Annotated in this window: 20 protein-coding genes; 10 read left to right on the top strand and 10 right to left on the bottom strand. The window is 45.6% G+C overall.

Annotation, left to right across the window (positions count from 1 at the left end):
* The first annotated feature begins 1 nt into the window (after position 1).
* Genes rsxB through B6A14_RS03890 form a run of 3 tightly spaced genes read left to right on the top strand, consistent with a single transcriptional unit; the run spans position 2 to position 1,768 of the window.
* Entirely contained in the window at positions 2-694 is a 693-nt protein-coding gene (gene rsxB / locus B6A14_RS03900) for an electron transport complex subunit RsxB (protein ID WP_087909145.1), read from the top strand.
* A complete protein-coding gene (gene nth / locus B6A14_RS03895) occupies positions 694-1,350 on the top strand; it encodes an endonuclease III (RefSeq protein WP_087909144.1) in 657 nt (218 codons plus the stop codon). Before rsxB ends, nth begins: the two co-directional genes overlap by 1 nt.
* Positions 1,343-1,768 carry a DUF1841 family protein gene (locus B6A14_RS03890; protein ID WP_087909204.1) on the top strand — a complete coding sequence of 142 codons (426 nt, stop codon included), beginning with the start codon at positions 1,343-1,345 and terminating at the stop codon, positions 1,766-1,768. The genes nth and B6A14_RS03890 overlap by 8 nt, the downstream gene beginning before the upstream one ends.
* Here B6A14_RS03890 and B6A14_RS03885 read toward each other — a convergent pair.
* The 4 genes from B6A14_RS03885 to clpB form a co-directional block, all read right to left on the bottom strand.
* Positions 1,765-2,205, bottom strand: coding sequence for an HIT family protein (locus B6A14_RS03885; protein ID WP_087909143.1), 441 nt, complete (start codon positions 2,203-2,205; stop codon positions 1,765-1,767). The genes B6A14_RS03890 and B6A14_RS03885 overlap by 4 nt on opposite strands.
* A gap of 104 nt (positions 2,206-2,309) precedes the next feature.
* Positions 2,310-3,608, bottom strand: a complete 1,299-nt coding sequence (aceA, locus tag B6A14_RS03880; protein ID WP_087909142.1) for an isocitrate lyase — start codon at positions 3,606-3,608, stop codon at positions 2,310-2,312.
* Positions 3,609-3,889: 281 nt separating this feature from the next.
* Positions 3,890-5,128, bottom strand: a complete 1,239-nt coding sequence (locus B6A14_RS03875) for an MFS transporter (RefSeq protein ID WP_087909141.1) — start codon at positions 5,126-5,128, stop codon at positions 3,890-3,892.
* Between the two features lie 63 nt (positions 5,129-5,191).
* A complete protein-coding gene (clpB, locus tag B6A14_RS03870) occupies positions 5,192-7,795 on the bottom strand; it encodes an ATP-dependent chaperone ClpB (protein ID WP_087909140.1) in 2,604 nt (867 codons plus the stop codon).
* A gap of 94 nt (positions 7,796-7,889) precedes the next feature.
* Between clpB and B6A14_RS03865 the strand changes: the two genes are divergently transcribed.
* Positions 7,890-8,135 carry a GIY-YIG nuclease family protein gene (locus B6A14_RS03865; protein ID WP_087909139.1) on the top strand — a complete coding sequence of 82 codons (246 nt, stop codon included), beginning with the start codon at positions 7,890-7,892 and terminating at the stop codon, positions 8,133-8,135.
* Here the strand turns inward: B6A14_RS03865 and moaE are convergent.
* From moaE to B6A14_RS03835, 6 genes are read right to left on the bottom strand one after another with little or no spacing between them, the layout of a single operon-like run.
* Positions 8,132-8,593: a molybdopterin synthase catalytic subunit MoaE gene (moaE, locus tag B6A14_RS03860; protein ID WP_087909138.1), complete on the bottom strand. Its 462-nt coding sequence runs from the start codon at positions 8,591-8,593 to the stop codon at positions 8,132-8,134. The two genes, B6A14_RS03865 and moaE, sit on opposite strands and share 4 nt — an antisense overlap.
* Before the next feature lies 1 nt (position 8,594).
* The gene (gene moaD / locus B6A14_RS03855) at positions 8,595-8,852 is read right to left on the bottom strand and encodes a molybdopterin converting factor subunit 1 (RefSeq protein ID WP_087909137.1); all 258 of its coding nucleotides are present in this window, start codon (positions 8,850-8,852) and stop codon (positions 8,595-8,597) included.
* 18 nt (positions 8,853-8,870) lie between these two features.
* A complete protein-coding gene (locus B6A14_RS03850; protein WP_236635646.1) occupies positions 8,871-10,112 on the bottom strand; it encodes a molybdopterin molybdotransferase MoeA in 1,242 nt (413 codons plus the stop codon).
* A gap of 17 nt (positions 10,113-10,129) precedes the next feature.
* Positions 10,130-11,572: a threonine synthase gene (gene thrC / locus B6A14_RS03845; RefSeq protein ID WP_087909136.1), complete on the bottom strand. Its 1,443-nt coding sequence runs from the start codon at positions 11,570-11,572 to the stop codon at positions 10,130-10,132.
* Positions 11,573-11,581: 9 nt separating this feature from the next.
* Positions 11,582-12,892 carry a homoserine dehydrogenase gene (locus B6A14_RS03840; protein ID WP_087909135.1) on the bottom strand — a complete coding sequence of 437 codons (1,311 nt, stop codon included), beginning with the start codon at positions 12,890-12,892 and terminating at the stop codon, positions 11,582-11,584.
* Positions 12,889-14,145, bottom strand: coding sequence for a pyridoxal phosphate-dependent aminotransferase (locus tag B6A14_RS03835; RefSeq protein WP_087909134.1), 1,257 nt, complete (start codon positions 14,143-14,145; stop codon positions 12,889-12,891). The genes B6A14_RS03840 and B6A14_RS03835 overlap by 4 nt, the downstream gene beginning before the upstream one ends.
* Positions 14,146-14,224: 79 nt before the next feature.
* Between B6A14_RS03835 and B6A14_RS03830 the strand changes: the two genes are divergently transcribed.
* From B6A14_RS03830 to B6A14_RS03805, 6 genes are read left to right on the top strand one after another with little or no spacing between them, the layout of a single operon-like run.
* Positions 14,225-14,602, top strand: coding sequence for an Mth938-like domain-containing protein (locus B6A14_RS03830; protein WP_087909133.1), 378 nt, complete (start codon positions 14,225-14,227; stop codon positions 14,600-14,602).
* On the top strand, positions 14,602-16,293 hold the full coding sequence (locus B6A14_RS03825) for an ArnT family glycosyltransferase (RefSeq protein WP_087909132.1): 1,692 nt from the start codon (positions 14,602-14,604) through the stop codon (positions 16,291-16,293). Before B6A14_RS03830 ends, B6A14_RS03825 begins: the two co-directional genes overlap by 1 nt.
* 11 nt (positions 16,294-16,304) lie before the next feature.
* Complete coding sequence (locus B6A14_RS03820; RefSeq protein WP_087909131.1) at positions 16,305-17,459, top strand: DegT/DnrJ/EryC1/StrS family aminotransferase; 1,155 nt, start codon at positions 16,305-16,307, stop codon at positions 17,457-17,459.
* Between the two features lie 41 nt (positions 17,460-17,500).
* On the top strand, positions 17,501-18,463 hold the full coding sequence (locus tag B6A14_RS03815; protein WP_087909130.1) for a glycosyltransferase: 963 nt from the start codon (positions 17,501-17,503) through the stop codon (positions 18,461-18,463).
* Positions 18,464-19,333 (top strand): formyltransferase, encoded by an 870-nt coding sequence (locus tag B6A14_RS03810; protein ID WP_087909129.1) that lies wholly within the window; start codon positions 18,464-18,466, stop codon positions 19,331-19,333.
* 36 nt (positions 19,334-19,369) lie between these two features.
* On the top strand, positions 19,370-20,416 hold the full coding sequence (locus tag B6A14_RS03805) for a bifunctional UDP-4-keto-pentose/UDP-xylose synthase (RefSeq protein ID WP_087909128.1): 1,047 nt from the start codon (positions 19,370-19,372) through the stop codon (positions 20,414-20,416).
* Positions 20,417-20,422: the final 6 nt, after the last annotated feature.

The raw sequence follows: 20,422 nt of genomic DNA, 5'->3' as shown, positions 1-20,422 counted from the left end.
AATGAAAATCACACAAGCGAATGAACTCTCTAATCGCTTGGAGGATGCCCTACCTCAAACCCAATGTACTAAATGTGGCTATCCAGATTGTCGAGGCTATGCTGAGGCAATGGCCAGTGGTGAGGCCCTGCCTAATCGCTGTCCGCCAGGAGGCATTGAGGGTATTAAACGGCTTAGTAAAATTCTGGTGCCAATTTACCCTCAAGATGCATTTGATTTACATCCCACACTTGATCCTGAGTGTGGAGTTGAACGCCCCAGGCCAGTAGCCTTCATTGACCCACAAAAATGTATTGGCTGCACGCTTTGTATTCAGGCATGTCCGGTCGATGCCATTGTGGGCGCATCAAAACAAATGCATGTTGTTTTAACTGAGTGGTGTACGGGTTGTGATCTTTGCATCCCGCCCTGCCCCGTTGATTGCATCAGCATGATTGATGTCACAGATAATAAAACCGGTTGGAATGCCTGGTCACAAGATCTAGCCGATATCTCACGTCAGCGCTATCACGACCGAGAGCAACGCCTCGATAGAGAGCAAAAAGATAATGACGAACGCTTGGCCAAAAAAGCCGCTGCTAAGTTAATTGCAGTGAATGCCGATAAGCCAACATCAGATGAACAGTTAAAAGAACAAGAGCGTAAGCGCGCCATCATTGCTGCTGCAATCGCACGTGCTCAGCAAAAGAAATGATGAACCCCGAAAAAAGGCACACTTTCTTTGAGCAGCTCAAAGCGAATAATCCCAAACCGACCACAGAACTTGAGTACAACTCGCCATTTGAGTTACTGATCGCAGTATTGCTATCCGCCCAAGCAACTGACGTATCAGTCAATAAGGGTACCCGTAAGTTATTTAAGATTGCCAATACTCCTCAAGCCCTATTAGATCTTGGCGAAGAAGGGGTCAAGCCATATATTCAGCACATTGGTTTATTTAACTCTAAGGGTAGGCATATACAAGAGACTTGCCGCATCTTGCTTGAAAAACATCACGGCAAAGTTCCACAAACCCGCGAAGAATTAGAGGCCCTGCCAGGTGTTGGTAGAAAAACGGCCAACGTCATTCTGAATACTGCATTTGGCCAGCCTACGATTGCCGTTGATACGCACATCTTTAGAGTCTCGAATCGAACTGGTTTAGCTCCCGGAAAAGATGTTCTAAAAGTTGAGGAGCAATTATTGAAACGCGTTCCCAAAGAATATCTACTAGATGCCCATCATTGGCTTATTTTGCACGGTAGATATACTTGTAAAGCCCGGAACCCAGATTGCGCTCAATGCATTGTTGAGCCTTTATGCGGCTTCAAACAAAAAACAGGAAAAGGAAAAGTTCGTGGCGATATTTAATCCAACTCGAGAAGAAGTCCGCCGCTTTTTCTGCGATGTCTGGAAAAAGAAAACTACGGGCCAGATTTTGGATCCAATGGAAACGCTTGCTGGAGATTGGATGGCCGAGCACCCCGAATACCACTCACTACTTGCGGATCCCGAAGGTGCATTAGCCCAAGACTACACGCCTGAGCGGGGCGAGACGAACCCCTTCCTCCATCTCTCAATGCATCTATCGATTAGCGAGCAGATATCAATCGATCAGCCGCCCGGCATTAAAGAAATTGCAGACAAACTATCCCAAAAACTAGGATCAATGCATGAAGCTCAACATCTCATCATGGAATGCTTAGGGCAAGCGATGTGGGAAGCACAACGTGAAGGTGGGCAACTCAGCCCTGACAAATACCTCGAGGCATTAAAAAAGCTCGTTTAAATCAGGGATGCGATTTCTGCCTTGATTGCATCTGGTAATTGAGATAATTTTCTTGTGCGCTCTAGCAATACAGATGTTGGAGTTTCTTGTACCCGCTTGGACCAAGCTGAGCCAGGGAAAAACGCATCGTCTTTATATCTAGGAATGATATGCCAATGAATATGCGGGACCATATTGCCTAAGGCGGCAAGATTGACTTTATCTGGATGCATCACATGGCGTATAGCCTCTTCAACAGCAAAGACCAGTGTCATAAGATGCTCGCGCTCACCATAAGTCAGATCAGTCATTTCAGGAACATGTCGATTCCAGATCACCCTACAAAAACCAGGCAAGTCAGAATCATTAACGAGAATGACGCGGCAGTCATCTCCGCGCCAAATTAACTGACCCTCTTCGGGCTTTAGATCTTCCTTACAAAGTGTGCAATTTGCCATGGGGAGAATGTATACGAAAACGGCACCTAAGTCACCCTTGTGGGGTAATTTAGATGCCGTGGCAGTAATGAGTGCTACTGCTGCTACAAACTACTTAGGGATTCTTAATGGAACTGCTCTTCTTCGGTAGAACCAGTCAATGCTGTCACAGAAGACTTGCCACCTTGAATTACGGTAGTCACGTCATCAAAGTAACCTGTACCAACTTCTTGTTGATGAGAAACGAATGTATAGCCACGATCACGAGCAGCAAATTCTGGCTCTTGGACTTTTTCAATATATGCAGTCATACCGCGCTGCATGTAGTCTTGAGCCAAGTCGAACATGTTGTACCACATAGAGTGAATACCAGCCAATGTGATGAATTGATACTTGTAACCCATTGCGCCTAATTCACGTTGGAACTTCGCAATAGTTGCGTCATCCAAGTTCTTCTTCCAGTTGAAAGATGGTGAGCAGTTGTAGGCCAACATCTTGCCTGGGAACTTCGCACGAATTGCTTCAGCAAATTTACGAGCAAACTCGAGATCAGGCGTACCTGTTTCGCACCAAACCATATCAGCGTAAGCGGCATATGCTAAACCACGTGAGATTGCTTGATCCAAGCCCTTACGTGTTTTGTAGAAGCCTTCTGCTGTGCGCTCGCCCGTCAAGAATGGCTTGTCATTCGCATCATAATCAGATGTCAACAAGTCAGCAGCCTCAGCATCAGTGCGAGCCAAGATGATGGTTGGAACGCCCATGACGTCAGCAGCCAAACGTGCGGAGATCAATTTTTGTACAGATTCAGTGGTTGGTAACAATACCTTGCCACCCAAGTGACCGCATTTCTTTACTGAAGATAGCTGATCTTCGAAGTGAACACCGGCAGCACCTTGCTTGATCAATGCCTTGCTTAATTCAAATGCGTTTAATACACCACCGAAACCGGCTTCAGCATCAGCAACAATTGGAGCAAAATACTCGATGTAACCTGCATCACCTTTGTTAATACCTTTAGCAGTCTGAATTTCGTCGGCGCGCTGGAATGAGTTATTAATACGCTCAACCATCTTAGGAACTGAATCAACTGGATATAAAGATTGGTCTGGATACATGGCAGCATAGGAGTTACCGTCTGCAGCCACTTGCCAACCAGATAAATAAATTGCCTGTACGCCAGCCTTCACTTGTTGCATTGCCTGACCACCAGTCAAAGCACCTAAACAGTTTACGTAAGCTTCGTTATTTACCAAATCCCACAAACGCTCTGCACCATGTTTTGCTAGAGTGTGCTCAATCTTCAATGAGCCGCGGAGACGAATTACATCTTCTGCTGTATAGCCACGGGTAATACCTTTCCAACGTGGATTGGTATCCCAATCTTTTTGTAGTGCTGCGATTTCTGCTTTGCGATCTGCCATGTTTTTCTCCCTAAGTTAAACAAGTACTTCAAATTTTTGGACCCTGAAGACTTCTTCAAGTCTTATGTCTTATATAAGAGTTTAGCCAGTTAGGAAAAGCAAGCAAGCATTATTTAAGAGATAGATAAAAAATAATTAAATCATTAAAAACAACGACTTAATTTATATTTTTTATAATGTGAAAAAAAGATTCACTGATTGGAATGAGGCAAGCTATAAGTTATTACAGTGCATTTTACGCAGCGTAATGACTTTTCACATTATGAAAATTTATGGACCTATCAAGCAGGTTTAGGTCGGGAACTAGAGGAGACCCTGAAGACGGTCGGAATGATGGTGAGCTGAAACAACACAATTCCCAGGAAAAGCGCAGTAGGCAGCCCAGCATCCATAAAGAATCCAAAGATAAAGGGGCCAACTGCAGCGCCAAGATCAATCCCAGAATAAACAATTCCGTAGACTCGCCCTGCTACACCTTGAGGAGTAACTCGCTTTACTAAAAGATCACGTGAGGGTGCGACAACCCCATAACCAAACCCAATGAAAAAGAAAATGATGGGAATAAATGCAAGCGACATTAATCCAGTAGCAAGCAACAAACACATTGCAATCGTCATTGATAAACATGTTGAAACAATTCGTTCTGGTGCTTGTAACTTAGCTGCCAAGAAGCCTCCAAACAAAACACCGGCAGCACTTCCTAATGCTAATAAGGTGATGTAATAGCTGCCCACACTCAAAGGGATCTGGTAAATCCCAAAAAGCGCACTGGGTGCAAAGGATTGCAAACTAGAGGTAGAGGCCATGCTGAAGAAAAAGAAAATCCAACACAACCAAACTGCAGGCAATCTTAAGAAGGCGAACGGGCTTACTGGTGTTGCCCCGGGGTTTATAGCCTGATCACTCGCATGGCTTTCTGCGTGTCGCTCCTTCACATCATCAAGCAAGTATTCTCTATTTACCCAAAGAGTGATGAGAATTACAACCTCTAATAATGCTGCACATAAGAAAGCAATCCGCCAGTCAGACAACTGGGTAATTGCAACCATAAAAGCTGGTGCAGCAGCCCAGCCGAGGTATCCTGCAACCCCATGCATGGAATAGGCATAAGGTAAGTTTGGTGGAGATACTTTATGGTTAATGAGGGTGTAATCAACCGGATGAAAAATACCATTACCACATCCCGCGATTACTGCGCCCACTAGCAACATAAGATAGCTATTACTTTGTGAGTACGTTAACGCCGCGAGTACTAACAAGCCAATACCAGCAAATAAAACTGGTCTGGCGCCAATGTGATCCACTAAAAAACCTGAAGCTGCTTGCACAATACAAGAAACGACAAAGAAGATCGACATGAGCAAGCCAAGTTCAGCATAGCTCAGAGCAAAAGCATCCTTCAACCATGGGAACATGGGTGGCAGAATCAAATGAAAAAAGTGGGAGCTGCCGTGAGCCAGACTCATGAGACCAATAACCCGGACATCACTGGCACGACCACTTGAGAGCGCAACAGTCATGTACCGAGTTTACTGGCGCAGGCAAATTCCTGCAAAACTATCTGTATTACTGCATAGCAACACTTAATGAACTAAGCGTGTGAAGCTGAAATCGCCTTTTTTATCCACATCCACAGGCACCACATCCTTAGGTCCGAATTTACCTTCCAAAATCATCTTCGAAACAGGGTTCTCGATGTGTTGCTGAATAGCGCGCTTGAGTGGTCTTGCTCCAAAAACAGGATCAAAACCAACTTCGGCGATCTTATTCAAGGCTGCATCACTGACTTCTAGCTGCATATCGACTTTTGCCAAACGATCAGACAAATTCTTCAGCAGGATCTTAGCGATGTTGGCGATGTTACCTTTATCTAAACCGTGGAATACGACAATCTCGTCGATACGATTCAAGAACTCTGGACGGAAATGATTTTTGAGTTCTTCAAATACAGCATCTTTGATTTCCGATTGCTTCTTATCAGTCATCGACTGAATCAGATGCGAGCCGATATTGCTGGTCATCACAATCACCGTGTTCTTGAAGTCGACAGTACGTCCTTGACCATCCGTTAAACGGCCATCATCCAATACCTGCAAAAGAACGTTAAAGACATCGGGGTGTGCCTTTTCAATTTCATCAAACAAGATCACGCTATAGGGGTGACGACGAACCTGCTCAGTTAAGTAACCACCCTCTTCGTAACCAACATAGCCTGGAGGAGCACCAATCAAGCGTGCAACGCTATGCTTCTCCATGAACTCACTCATATCAATACGAATGAGGTGATCTTCGCTATCAAAAAGGAAGCCAGCCAATGCCTTACACAACTCTGTCTTACCAACACCAGTTGGCCCTAGGAATAAGAAAGAGCCATAAGGGCGATTCTCTTCAGCCAAGCCGGCACGGGAACGACGAATCGCATCCGATACCGCACGAATAGCCTCTTCCTGACCAACTACACGCTTGTGTAGTAGTTCTTCCATCTTCAAAAGCTTATCGCGCTCGCCTTGCATCATCTTCGATACCGGAATACCAGTAGCACGAGACACCACTTCAGCAATTTCTTCTGCGCCAACTTGGGTGCGAAGAAGTTTATTCTTCACAACACCATCTTTATCACCCTTAGCTTCAGCTGCAGCGGCAGACTTGAGCTTAGCCTCTAGCTCCGGCAATTTGCTATATTGCAACTCGGCAACTTTCTCAAGCTTGCCTTCACGCTGCAACTTCACAATGTCAGCACGTACTTTTTCAATCTCTTCTTTTAGATTGGCAGCACCTAATACGGCACCCTTCTCTGCTTTCCAGATCTCTTCTAAGTCGGCGTACTCTGCGCCTAGGCGCTTAATTTCATCCTCGATCAAGCCAAGGCGCTTTTGAGAAGCATCATCTTTTTCTTTCTTCACTGCTTCACGCTCAATCTTGAGCTGAATGAGACGACGCTCTAATTTATCCATCACCTCTGGCTTGGAATCAATTTCCATCCGAATGCGTGAACCAGCCTCGTCAATAAGATCAATAGCCTTATCCGGCAAGAAGCGATCGGTAATATAGCGATGCGATAACTCTGCAGCAGCCACAATCGCTGGATCAGTAATCTCAATACCGTGGTGAAGCTCATAACGCTCTTGCAAACCACGCAAGATCGCAATCGTTGCTTCAACGCTTGGCTCTTCCACCATCACTTTTTGGAAGCGGCGCTCTAGTGCAGGATCTTTTTCGATGTACTTGCGGTATTCATCTAAAGTAGTTGCACCGATACAATGCAATTCACCACGAGCCAAAGCAGGCTTGAGCATATTGCCAGCATCCATTGCACCATCACCTTTGCCGGCACCCACCATCGTATGAATCTCATCGATAAAGATGATGGTTTGACCTTCATCTTTAGCAACGTCACTCAGAACGGCTTTGAGACGTTCTTCAAACTCACCACGGTACTTAGCGCCAGCCAATAGCAAGGCCATATCTAAGACAAGAACGCGTTTGTTCTTGAGGGTTTCTGGAACTTCGCCATTCACGATGCGTTGCGCCAGACCTTCAACAATGGCGGTCTTACCAACACCAGGCTCACCAATGAGCACAGGGTTATTCTTACCGCGTCGTTGCAAAATCTGAATGGTGCGACGAATCTCATCATCACGACCAATCACGGGATCTAGTTTGCCCATACGAGCGCGCTCGGTTAAATCGACAGTGTATTTCTTGAGGGCTTCACGTTGACCTTCAGCATCTGCACTATTCACTGATTCTCCTCCGCGTACTAAATCAATAGCCGCTTCTAACGATTTACGATTTAATCCATTTTCACGAGCTACTTTACCGAGCTCGCCCTTGTCATCAGCCACTACTAGCAAAAACAATTCACCAGCAATAAATTGATCATTGCGCTTATTGGCTTCTTTTTCACAAAGATTGAGCCAATTGCTTAAATCACGGCCGACCTGAACCTCACCGCTAGTACCCTGCACTTGAGGCAAATTAGCAATAACTTTCTCAACACCTTTTTCAAGACCTGAAACATTGACGCCGGCACGGGTTAATAAACTCTTGGCAGCGCCATCAGAATCACGCAACATTGCCAGTAATACATGAGCTGGCTCAATATATTGGTTATCTTTAGCTAAAGCGATACTTTGGGCCTCACTTAAGGCCTCTTGAAATTTAGTGGTTAACTTATCTATTCTCATTTTTGCACTCCATATATCTATCTATAGAATATAAGGGCAATATGATGGATTTCAAGGCTTTTACACCCACTTTTTAAGCGAATTTACCCCCATTTTGACCTGGCTTGTTTACCTCCTCGAATGCGCAGATGGCACTTACTATGCCGGCATTACCAACCGTCTAGAACATCGCCTAGAAGCACATAATTTGGGGCAGGGTGCTCGCTATACAAGAGCTCGTAGACCAGTTGTCCTATTGGCAACGCAAGAGCACCCGGATCGATCAGAGGCATCTAAAGCTGAGGCAAGGTTGAAGCAACTTCCCAGATCTGAGAAGTTAGGATTTTTTAAAAGCAGTTAAATTGACTTCTTCGACCAACGTGCCATGGCGGCATCATCAGTCACACGGGCATCGACCCAGCGGGCACCTGCAGGGGTATCTTCTTTTTTCCAGAATGGCGCTGCGGTTTTGAGGTAATCCATGATGAACTCACAAGCTGCAAATGCTTCACCTCTGTGAGCACTGGTAGCCACTACTAAAACAATTTGATCTTCCGGTAGTAATGGGCCAACTCTATGAATAACCAGTGTTTGATAAATGTCCCAGCGAGCCTGCGCTTGATCCAGAATTTCTTGTAAGGCCTTTTCAGTCATGCCAGGGTAATGCTCTAGGGTCATCCCTTTCACTTGACTGCCATCATTCATATCACGCACAGCGCCTAAGAAAGTTACTACTGCGCCAACCCTTGGATCACCTTTACGGAGCGCTGCTATTTCAGCGCTGATATCAAAATCTTTTTCTTGAATTCGGATTGGCATATTAACCGCCAGTCACTGGAGGGAAAAAAGCAACCTCTGCATTTTCTTGCAAGGGAGTGCTCGCATCAACCATCACCTGATTCAGAGCGCAGCGCAATACTTTGCCCTGAGCCAATACTTCAGACCAAGGATTACCGCGTTGAACTAAATAGGCCCTGAGATCTGCAATCGTTTTGATGCTGTCAGATATGACGATACTTTCCTGAGAAACACCAAGGGCTTCACGCAAAGAGGCAAAGAATCGTAATTCAAGTTTCATAAAGGAATCGTAAACCGATTATTTAAGAAGTGCATCAAAAGGGATGTACTTCACTAGATCACCAGATTTAATGGGCTGATTTGGCGGGCAATCCACTAAACCATCACCCCAAGATGCGCTAGTGAGCACCCCAGAGCTTTGGTTAGGAAATAAATCTAAGCCGCCATTTCCATTGAGCTTGACGCGCAAGAACTCATTGCGACGATCGGCTTTTAACCAATCAAAATCCGCACGCATTGTGTAAGACTGGAGTGGTGCACTGTTTCGCCCCTGTAGCTTCAGAATGAATGGCCTTACAAATAGCAAGAAAGTGACAAAACTGGAGACTGGATTACCAGGTAAACCAATAAACCATGCCTCACCATCTTTCGGCTCTTCTGATTTACGGACTGCACCAAATGCCAAAGGCTTCCCAGGTTTTATGGCAATCTGCCATAGATCTAATCGACCTTCAGCAGTCACTGCAGGTTTAATATGGTCCTCTTCACCAACCGATGCACCGCCAGACGTAATAATCAAATCATGGTCTTTGCTTGCTGTGCGTAATGCCGCTTTTGTCGCATCTAGCCGATCAGGAACAATGCCTAAATCAGTTGCATCACACCCCAATGATTTAAGACAAGCCAATAAAGTGTCGCGATTAGAGTTATAGATCCCGCCAGGCTTTAGTGGCTCACCAGGCAGCGCTAACTCATCACCCGTAAAGAATGCAGCTACCTTCACTCTGCGCTTCACGTTTAGGTGGGTTAAGCCAGCAGATGCAGCAACCCCTAACTCTTGCGGGCGCAAAAAGGTCCCTGCAGTTAAGGCGGTTTTACCACTTGTTAAGTCTTCACCTCTGCGACGTATCCATTGCCCTGCTGTGGGTACGACATTGACTTGCACCTGACCAGTCGATCCTTCAGGGATGGCGCAATCCTCCTGCATCACTACGGCATCCGCACCCGCAGGAACTGGTGCGCCAGTAAAGATGCGGGCAGCAGTTCCCGTCTGGAGATCTGTTCCAACCGAGCCCGCAGGAATACGTTGCGCAATTTTTAAAATACTTCCGGAAGTTTGAGTATCTGCTGTTCGTACCGCATAGCCATCCATCGAGGTGTTATCAAGTGGAGGTACATCAACGAGGCTATTGACGTTTTCTGCGAGAACGCGACCTAATGTCGCCTGCATTGGAACACTTTCAGTCTCAGCTACTGGCTTGGCATGAGAAAGCAAATGATCCAAGGCCTGCTGGGCAGTCAACATTGGAGGCTTAGTCATGGCAATGAGCTTATGTATTAACTAAGATGCGTTGTGATGAATGTTTTGACCTGATTAACATCAGCATCAATATTTTCTACACGCTGTGGCTTGGACTTAATATCTTTAAATGCAGATGGACACTCAGCGGGACGGCCTAAGGCCTCTTGAATGGTTTCTTCAAACTTAATTGGTAGCGCAGTCTCTAATACCAGCATCGGAATACCAGCTTGTAAATGCTCGCGCGCTACTTTGACACCATCTGCAGTGTGAGTATCAATCATCACGCCATAGCGCGTATCAATATCGCGAATAGTCTCGAGGCGATTTTCATGAGTACTACGACCAGATTGGAAGCCATACTTACCGAGTTCTTTAAAGACAGCATCCTTCGAAATATCGAAGCCGCCAGTCTCATCTACCTTCTTGAACATGGCTGCAGTAGCCTTGCCATCCTGACCCATAAAGTCATATACAAAACGCTCAAAGTTGCTTGCCTTGGAGATATCCATTGATGGACTAGAAGTATGTAATGTCTCCGCAGATTTGCGTGCGCGGTATACACCCGTGCGGAAGAACTCATCAAGTACATCGTTCTCATTGGTTGCAACAATCAAATGCTCGATGGGTAGACCCATCATGCGTGCAATATGGCCAGCACAAACGTTACCAAAATTACCCGATGGCACAGTAAATGAAACTTTCTCATTGCTAGACTTGGTAGCCAAGAGATAACCTTGGAAGTAATACACCACTTGAGCAACTACCCGGCCCCAGTTAATGGAGTTCACGGTACCAATTTGGCTCTTGGCCTTGAAGGCGTGATCATTACTCACCGCTTTAACGATATCTTGGCAATCATCAAACACACCAGCAACCGCTAAGTTGAAGATATTGGGATCTTGCAAGGAGTACATTTGCGCTGACTGGAAGGAGCTCATCTTGCCACGTGGTGAGAGCATAAATACTTTGACGCCCTCTTTACCGCGCATCGCATATTCAGCAGCGCTTCCCGTGTCACCGGAGGTAGCACCCAAAATATTGAGTTTTTGACCAGCACGCTTTAATGCGTACTCAAATAAATTGCCTAACAATTGCATGGCCATATCTTTAAAAGCTAGCGTGGGACCATTTGAAAGACTCACAAGTCCTATACGAGTGCCATGCTCTTCACCAAACCAATGCAAGGGGGTTATGTCTTTGGCATTATCTTGGGGGCGACCATTACAGTAAACCTGCTCGGTATACGTTTTACGCAAGAGTGCACGTAAATCAGCCTCAGGAATATCGTCGCAATATAGGCTCAAGACTTCATATGCAAGATCGGCATAAGTTAGGCCACGCCAAGAATCCAACTGTACAGGAGTGACTTGTGGATAGTGAGTCGGCAAATATAAGCCGCCGTCCGGTGCTAATCCACCCAGGAGAATTTCTAAGAAGGATTGTTGTGGACTATTGCCACGAGTAGATTGGTAACGCATCAGTTTTACTTAAGACAGATTTTCTAAACGAATCTTCACCACTTCGCCATCCACCGTTTTGAGATTTTGAATCTCTTTGATAGCGGCAAGCATGTTTTTCTCTTTTGTCTCATGCGTTAAGGCAACTAGATCAGTTTGACTTTCACCTTCATCAGCTTCTTTTTGCAAGAGCGCATCAATTGAAACGCCATGCGCAGCCAAGATCTTAGTGATATCAGCCAATACGCCCGCTTGGTCAGCTACGCGCATACGCAAGTAGTAACTAGTAGTGATCTCGCCGATAGGTAGTACTGGAGTATTTTGAACAGCATCAGGCTGGAAAGCCAAGTATGGCACGCGATGTTCAGGATCTGCACTCAGCAAACGAGTGATATCGACCAAGTCAGCAATCACGGCAGACGCAGTTGGCTCCGAGCCAGCACCTTTACCGTAGTACAAAGTTGTGCCTACAGCATCACCGAATACTTGCACAGCATTCATAGCGCCTTCAACGTTAGCAATCAAACGCTTCGTTGGGATTAAAGTTGGATGAACGCGTAACTCAACACCAGTTGGAGTTTTCTTAGCAATGCCCAACAACTTAATGCGGTAGCCTAATTGCTCAGCATAACGAATATCGATTGCGGCTAACTTAGTGATACCTTCGATATGGGCTTTATCAAATTGCATTGGAATACCAAATGCAATTGCACTCATGATGGTTGCTTTATGAGCAGCATCAACACCCTCAATATCAAATGTTGGATCTGCTTCAGCGTAACCAAGACGTTGAGCCTCTTTGAGAACTGTTGCGAAGTCCAAACCTTTATCGCGCATCTCAGAAAGAATGAAATTGGTTGTACCGTTAATGATGCCGGCGATCCACTCAATACGATTAGCCGTTAAGCCTTCACGTAAGGCCTTAATAATAGGAATGCCCCCAGCAACCGCGGCTTCAAATGCGACCATGACGCCTTTAGCGTGAGCGGCTTTAAAAATCTCGTTGCCATGGACGGCGATCAAGGCCTTATTAGCCGTAACCACGTGCTTACCTGCTGCAATAGCCTCTAAAACCAAGTCTTTGGCGATACCGTAGCCACCGATGAGCTCAACAACGATATCGATCTCAGGATTATTGATGACGGCACGAGCGTCATTGACGATTTGCGCGCGATCTTTAACGATTTCTTTGGCACGCTCCACATTGAGATCGGCAACTGTATTAATGCGAATGCCGCGACCAGCACGACGGGTGATCTCATCTTGGTTGCGCTCGAGAACTGTGAATACGCCACCACCAACGGTGCCAATACCTAATAGACCTACTTGAATCGGTTTCATGATGCCTTTGCTGCGGTTGGAGAAGCCTTACGGCCATGCTTGTTACGATAACGCTCTAAAAAACGGGCAAGGCGACCAATCGCCTCTGTGAGCACATCTTCATGAGGTAAGAACACTACGCGGAAGTGATCAGGCTTACCCCAGTTAAAACCAGAGCCCTGCACTAACAATACTTTTTCCTCTTTGAGAAGATCGGCAACAAACTGTTGATCATCTTTAATTGGATAAACCTCAGGGTCTAACTTTGGAAATAAATACAAAGCAGATTTTGGTTTAACGCAAGTCACCCCGGGAATAGCAGTGATGAGCTTCCATGCAAGATCGCGTTGCTTTGCTAAGCGACCGCCCTCACCTACCAAGTCGTCAATACTTTGATAACCACCAAGTGCTGTTTGAATTGCGTACTGACCCGGCACGTTTGCACATAAACGCATCGAGGCCAACATATTGAGGCCTTCGATATAGTCACGCACCATTTCTTTATCACCTGAAACCACCATCCAGCCCGCACGGTAGCCGCAGGAACGGTAGTTCTTGGATAGGCCATTGAAAGTAATGGTGACTACATCAGTAGACAGGGATGCAAGAGAAATATGTTTCTCTGCGTCATACAACATTTTGTCGTATATCTCATCAGCAAACAAAATCAAACCATGCTCACGAGCGATTTTCACCATCTCAAGTAATACTTCTTTGGAATAAATTGCACCGGTTGGATTGTTTGGATTAATCACCACAATCGCTTTGGTACGCGGTGTAATTTTTTTGCGCAGATCATTTAAGTCTGGCGCCCAGTCTTTTGACTCATCACAAAGATAGTGAACTGGGGTACCACTGGATAAACTTACTGCAGCAGTCCACAGCGGATAGTCTGGTGCAGGAACCAATACTTCATCGCCATCATTCAATAATGCATTCATTGAAAGTACGATGAGTTCAGAAACACCATTGCCGGTGTAAACATCATCTAGTGCTACACCTTGAATACCTTTTTCTTGGCAATACTGCATGATCGCTTTACGAGCAGCAAAGATACCTTTGGAATCAGAATATGCTGAGGCATTACTCAAATTACGAATCATGTCCAGCTGAATTTCTTCAGGAGGATCAAAACCGAAAACCCCTACGTTTCCGATGTTTAATTTGATGATCTTATGGCCCTCTTCTTCCATGCGCTGAGCGAGCTCAAGCACCGGCCCACGAATGTCGTAACAGACGTTATCGAGTTTTTTGGACTTTTGGATGGGCTTCACAATAAATTAAAGGGTAAGTTCTTGAAATCTTGGAAAAAACAGCTAGCTATAATCCACATAATTATGACAGAGAGTCCACTTGAAGCTTCAATCTGACCCCCATTCTGGAGCCAATACGATCACCGGCTATGGAGATGGCTATGTCGAGATCAACCAGACCCCATATGCCCATGCTGTCTTATTGAGCTCTGACGGGGCAATTTCTGAATGGCCAGTCCAGTCATTTGAAGGCCTAGACGCATCCCATTTCGCCCAAATGGTTGATCTCAAGCCTGAATTGATTCTAATTGGAACAGGAAATAAACAGCGCTTTCCTAAGCCTGAACTCCTCAAATCTCTGATTTTGGCCAAAATTGGCTTTGAAATCATGGATTCTCAGGCAGCCTGCCGAACTTACAACATTTTGGTGGGCGAAGGACGTCAAGTTCTGCTGGCCTTAATCGTGGAGCCAAACTAATGCAGTTTGGACAAATTCGACAGTCTTCAGCACTGCATCCTGGCAAAATTTTATTGCTGTTCATAATTTATGCCTTGTTATGGTTTGGCACACTGAACTATCGCCACCTCATTCCATCAGATGAGGGACGTTATGCAGAAATAGCCAGAGAGATGTTGGTCACTGGCGATTGGGTAACACCACGCTATAACGGCTATAAGTATTTTGAGAAACCGCCACTCCAAGCTTGGGCAACTGCAGCAGCATTTCAAGTATTTGGTATTGGTGATTGGCAAGCGCGCTTGTGGGCCGCCCTTACTGGCTTTCTGACGATTTTGCTCATCGGCTTTACTGGGGCCCGAATCTACAGCGCTAGAGCAGGATGGCTAGCTGCTGTTGCTCTCGCATCCAGTCCGATGTGGGTTATTAGCGGCCACTTTAATTCTCTCGACATGGGGCTGTCCTCTTTTTTAGTGGCGGCACTCTGTAGCTTGCTGTTAGCACAAAATGCAAACAATAAATCTAGTTGCCGAAATTGGATGTGGGCTTGCTGGATCTTCATGGCACTGGCAACACTCTCCAAAGGAGTAATTGGTGCTGCGATTCCAGCCATGGTCTTTGTTGCCTACTCTATTAGCACTTGGGATTGGAAAATCTGGACCCGCTTACATTTGTTCAGCGGGACGATTTTATTTCTAGTAGTAACAGCACCATGGTTTATCTTGGTTGCTCAGCGTAATCCTGAATTTCTAGAGTTCTTCTTTATTCACGAGCACCTACAGCGTTTTACTCAGGATGCCCATAGCAGAACAGGTCCTATTTACTACTTCGTACCATTGCTACTCATTGGCATACTGCCTTGGGTTTTACAAATCCCAGGCTCGGTTGTGCAAGCATGGGGGGAGCGTCGTCGCGACTTCTCCAGTGGCTGGTTATTGGTATGTTGGTTTGCTGTGATCTTCGCCTTCTTTAGTGTTTCACGCTCTAAATTACCGGGCTACATCATTCCTATTTTTCCGGCACTCGCATTATTAATTGGTAATCGTTTAGATCAATTGCTAGCACACACTAATTCCATGGAGCTTCCTTGGAAACTGCAAACCATCGGATTTGCAATCTTGGGATGCGTTGGATTTTTCTTCCTGTCTGATATTGGCAAACAAGCAAGGCCTGATGAGATTGAAGCCTACGCTCAATATACTTACTGGGTAATTGCTGCTTTGATTGCACTCATACTATTTAGTGCATTTGCAGCTTGGCAAAGCAAACGCAATGGCGTTCAAAGTATTGTGAGTTTTGCTTGTGGATTTTTTCTCTGCGCCATCATCGCTGGAACGGGTCATGAAACCTTGGGTCGCGCAGTTTCTGGTATTGACCTTGTCAACCGAGTGAAATCATCTATTCCAGAGAAGGTTAACTTCTACTCTGTTCGCCTTTTAGATCATACTGTACCGTTTTATTTTGGTAGGACGATGATCATGGTTGAATCCCCGGATGAGCTTGGGTTTGGTGTCAACCAAGAGCCTGAGCTTTGGATGCCAACCCTAGATGCCTTCATTACTCGCTGGAAAGAGGATCTAAGCGCTTACGCCTTGATGGTCCCAGAGCAGTATGTGGCACTCCAAGAATTAAATCTACCTATGCAAGAAGTAGATCGTGATTCCCGTAGAGTGATCGTGAAACACCCCGATGCAACGAATGTCACGCGGTAATATAGAACTACATGTCAAACTTTATTCCCTTCACCCGCCCCAGCTTCAATCAAGAAACCATTGATGCTGTTTCAGAAGTATTGCGCTCTGGTTGGGTGACTTCAGGACCCAAGCTGGCAGAGTTTGAAGCAACCCTAAGCGAATACTTTGGCGGTCGTCCTGTGCGCTGCTTTGCTAACGGCACAGCAACAATGAAAATTGCACTACAAGTTGCTGGTATTGGCGCGGGTGATGAGGTCATTACTACGCCGATTTCTTGGGTGGCCACTTCTAATGTCATCCTAGGGGTTGGTGCAAAGCCAGTTTTTGTTGATATTGATCCTGTTACACGCAATATTGATCTCAATAAAGTTACAGCAGCAATCACTCCAAATACACGAGCGATCATGCCCGTGTATTTGGCTGGTCTACCAGTTGATATGGACCAACTCTACTCACTAGCGACGCAGCATAATTTACGTGTGATTGAAGATGCTGCTCAAGCCTTTGGTTCTCAATGGAAAGGTAAGAAGATTGGTAGCTTCGGTGACTTAGTGAGCTTTAGCTTCCAAGCCAATAAGAACCTCAGTACTGTAGAGGGTGGCTGCCTAGTCCTCAACAATGCAGATGAAGCCAAACTTGCTGAAAAATTTCGTCTGCAAGGTTTAACTCGTCAAGGCATGGACGGAATGGACGTTGATGTGCTTGGTGGTAAAGATAATTTGACAGATGTGAATGCGGTGATTGGACTTCATCAGTTAAAACAATTGCCTGCCTACCAAACCCGCCGTGCAACACTTGCTCGCCAATACTTTGAACTTATTCGTGCGGGATTGAAGGCGGCTGGATTAGAACGTCTCAAATTAGAACTACCGGTAGAAAATTTCACAGATAGTAATTGGCATATGTTTCAAGTGCTGCTGCCACTGGAGCAATTAAATTGTGATCGCGCCCAAGTCATGACTGAGTTAAAGGATCTAGGCATTGGCACAGGGGTGCACTATCCAGCCATTACTGGATTTACCCTTTATAAAAATCAAGGCTATAAAACAAGTGACACACCAATAGCAGAGCGTATTGGCCGTTCTATTCTCACTCTCCCACTTTTTCCAGGAATGGCAGACGAAGATATTGGCCGTATAGCCAGTGGATTGATTGGAATCCTCAAGAAACACTCTAAAAACTAGCCTAATTGGGCTAAGCCCCAAGAATCAGGCAAAATTGCGGCATGACTGCAAATTTAGTTGCTAACCCAAAGCTCAGTATTGTTATTCCCGTTTACAACGAGGAAGACGGCCTACAAGCCCTATTTGATCGCCTCTACCCGGCCTTGGATGGCGTAACTGCCAAGCGCAATATTTCCTATGAGGTCGTTTTTGTAAATGACGGCAGCAAAGATCGCTCGGCAGGAATCTTAGCCAAGCAAGTTGAACTGCGCCCTGACGTTACCCGCGCTGTTTTATTTCACAGTAATTTTGGTCAACACATGGCCATCATGGCCGGTTTTGAATACGCTAAAGGTGAATACATCATCACTCTAGATGCGGACTTGCAAAACCCCCCTGAAGAAATAGATGCTTTAACTGAGCAACTATTAAAGGGTCACGATTACGTTGGCACTATTCGTGCGGATCGTCGTGATAGTTTCTTTAGAAAATTTGCTTCACGCGCCATGAATAGCTTGCGTGAAAACATTACCCGTATCACGATGACGGACCAGGGTTGCATGTTGCGCGGCTATAGTCGTCGCATCGTTGACTTAGTACGTCAATGCGATGAAAACAATACTTTTATTCCGGCGCTTGCTTATACCTTTGCAGCGAACCCCATTGAAATCACTGTCAAGCACGAAGAGCGTTTTGCTGGTGAGTCTAAGTACAGCCTCTATCAACTCATTCGCCTGAACTTTGATTTAGTGACTGGCTTCTCCATCATGCCTCTACAGATTTTCTCCATTCTGGGTATGTTGTTATCACTTGCTGCAGGCAGCCTCTTTGCTTACCTCTTGATACGTCGCTTCGTCTTAGGTGCTGAGGTTGAGGGTGTCTTTACTCTCTTCGCTTTAACCTTCTTCCTGATTGGCGTCATGCTATTTGGCCTTGGCCTTCTTGGCGAATATATTGGCCGAATCTATCAACAAATCCGTAATCGTCCACGTTACGTTGTGCAAACTGTTTTAGAGAAAAAATAATTGCACGCAGTCGTCTTCGCTTACCACGATGTTGGCCTCAATTGCCTTAACGCTTTATTAACTGCAGGCGTCCAAGTTGATCTGGTGGTTACCCATCAAGATGACCCCAATGAGAATGTCTGGTTTGGTAGTGTTGCCAAGCTCTGCCAAGAAAAAAATATTCCTTACATCACACCTAGCGCAACTGAATTAGTTGATTTAGCTCCCAAACTACAAGTACCAGCACCAGACTACATTTTTTCTTTTTACTATCGCTACATGATTCCTGCGCCGATTCTGGCTTGCGCCAAGATTGCTGCGTTAAATATGCATGGATCACTACTTCCTCAATATCGTGGCCGTGCTCCAGTGAACTGGGCAATTTTGCATGGAGAAACGCAAACGGGCGCTACCCTGCACATCATGGAAGCTAAACCGGATGCCGGTGACATCGTTGGTCAATCTGCGGTGAGCATTGGCCCCGACGAAACGGCTACTGATGTCTTTAGCAAGGTGAGCCAAGCAGCAGTAGCAGTCATCCATGAGGCACTACCTAACCTAATTAAGGGCAATGTTCCCCGCAAACCAAACGAGCTCCAAAAAGGCAGCTATTTTGGTGGCAGAAAGCCTGCGGATGGGCAAATTCATTGGGATCAGAAGGCAATTCAGGTCCATAACCTAGTAAGAGCTGTTGCACCCCCTTATCCAGGCGCCTTTACAGATTACCAAGGCCAGACAATGACAGTAGCCAGAACCAGCCTCAAAGGGCCGCCCCCGGCCAATCTGGATCTTAGCGTTCAAGGCATCCAAGTGGTTGATAATCGGGTATTCGGTATTTGCGGTGACCGCCAGGTAGTTGAAGTCCTGGAATGGTTCCCAGCCAACAAATAAGTAGCAACAACATTAGATTAAAACGAGGCAGTAAAGATGAAAAAAGTACTCATTCTTGGTGTTAACGGCTTTATTGGTCACCATCTTTCTAAGCGCATTCTGGAGACAACCGATTGGGATGTCTATGGCATGGATATGCAAAACGATCGCCTAGGCGATTTAGTCAATCATCCACGTATGCACTTTTTTGAAGGTGATATCACCATCAATAAAGAGTGGGTTGAGTACCATATTCGTAAATGTGATGTCATCCTGCCTTTAGTTGCTATTGCCACTCCTGCAACCTATGTTCAGCAACCCTTAAAGGTATTCGAGCTCGACTTCGAAGCGAACCTTCCAATCGTGCGCTCTGCCGTTAAATATAAAAAGCATTTGGTATTTCCATCAACCTCTGAGGTTTATGGCATGTGTGAGGACGGCGAGTTTGATCCTGCCAAATCCAATATGGTTTACGGACCTATCAATAAGCCACGCTGGATCTATGCCTGCTCTAAACAGTTGATGGATCGCGTGATCTGGGGTTACGGCATGGAAGGTTTGCGTTTTACCCTTTTCCGCCCATTCAACTGGATTGGCCCTGGTTTAGATAGCATTTACACACCAAAAGAAGGTTCATCTCGCGTGGTAACTCAGTTCCTAGGGCATATTGTTCGCGGTGAGCCAATCAACTTAGTAGATGGCGGTGCTCAGAAACGCGCCTTCACTTATATAGATGATGGTATCGATGCATTGATGCGCATCATCGATAACAAAGATGGGGTTGCGAATGGCAAGATCTACAACATCGGCAACCCTAAGAACAATCATTCTGTTCGTGAATTAGCCAATCAAATGCTAGAGATTGCGCGTAGTATCCCCGAATACGCGAAGACTGCAAATGAAGTGAAGATTGTAGAAACCACTTCAGGCGCATATTACGGTGAAGGCTATCAAGACGTGCAAAATCGTGTGCCAGCAATTGACAACACCATGAGTGAGTTGAGCTGGAAGCCTACTACTACGATGGGCGATGCTCTCAAGAATATTTTTGAAGCCTACCGTCAGGATGTAGAAAAAGCCCGCTCTTTAGTTGATAAAGAATAAGTTAAT

The sequence above is a fragment of the Polynucleobacter hirudinilacicola genome (genome assembly GCF_002192535.1).
Lineage (GTDB): Bacteria > Pseudomonadota > Gammaproteobacteria > Burkholderiales > Burkholderiaceae > Polynucleobacter > Polynucleobacter hirudinilacicola.
This window is presented reverse-complemented; position numbering and strand designations above follow the sequence as displayed.

Excerpts from the sequence above, each read along its gene's own strand:
- rsxB (WP_087909145.1), top strand. The coding sequence starts at position 2 with ATGAAAATCACACAAGCGAATGAACTCTCTAATCGCTTGGAGGATGCC.
- nth (WP_087909144.1), top strand. The coding sequence starts at position 694 with ATGAACCCCGAAAAAAGGCACACTTTCTTTGAGCAGCTCAAAGCGAAT.
- B6A14_RS03885 (WP_087909143.1), bottom strand. The coding sequence starts at position 2,205 with ATGGCAAATTGCACACTTTGTAAGGAAGATCTAAAGCCCGAAGAGGGT.
- aceA (WP_087909142.1), bottom strand. The coding sequence starts at position 3,608 with ATGGCAGATCGCAAAGCAGAAATCGCAGCACTACAAAAAGATTGGGAT.
- B6A14_RS03875 (WP_087909141.1), bottom strand. The coding sequence starts at position 5,128 with ATGACTGTTGCGCTCTCAAGTGGTCGTGCCAGTGATGTCCGGGTTATT.
- clpB (WP_087909140.1), bottom strand. The coding sequence starts at position 7,795 with ATGAGAATAGATAAGTTAACCACTAAATTTCAAGAGGCCTTAAGTGAG.
- moaE (WP_087909138.1), bottom strand. The coding sequence starts at position 8,593 with ATGCCAATCCGAATTCAAGAAAAAGATTTTGATATCAGCGCTGAAATA.
- moaD (WP_087909137.1), bottom strand. The coding sequence starts at position 8,852 with ATGAAACTTGAATTACGATTCTTTGCCTCTTTGCGTGAAGCCCTTGGT.
- B6A14_RS03850 (WP_236635646.1), bottom strand. The coding sequence starts at position 10,112 with ATGACTAAGCCTCCAATGTTGACTGCCCAGCAGGCCTTGGATCATTTG.
- thrC (WP_087909136.1), bottom strand. The coding sequence starts at position 11,572 with ATGCGTTACCAATCTACTCGTGGCAATAGTCCACAACAATCCTTCTTA.
- B6A14_RS03840 (WP_087909135.1), bottom strand. The coding sequence starts at position 12,892 with ATGAAACCGATTCAAGTAGGTCTATTAGGTATTGGCACCGTTGGTGGT.
- B6A14_RS03825 (WP_087909132.1), top strand. The coding sequence starts at position 14,602 with ATGCAGTTTGGACAAATTCGACAGTCTTCAGCACTGCATCCTGGCAAA.
- B6A14_RS03820 (WP_087909131.1), top strand. The coding sequence starts at position 16,305 with ATGTCAAACTTTATTCCCTTCACCCGCCCCAGCTTCAATCAAGAAACC.
- B6A14_RS03815 (WP_087909130.1), top strand. The coding sequence starts at position 17,501 with ATGACTGCAAATTTAGTTGCTAACCCAAAGCTCAGTATTGTTATTCCC.
- B6A14_RS03805 (WP_087909128.1), top strand. The coding sequence starts at position 19,370 with ATGAAAAAAGTACTCATTCTTGGTGTTAACGGCTTTATTGGTCACCAT.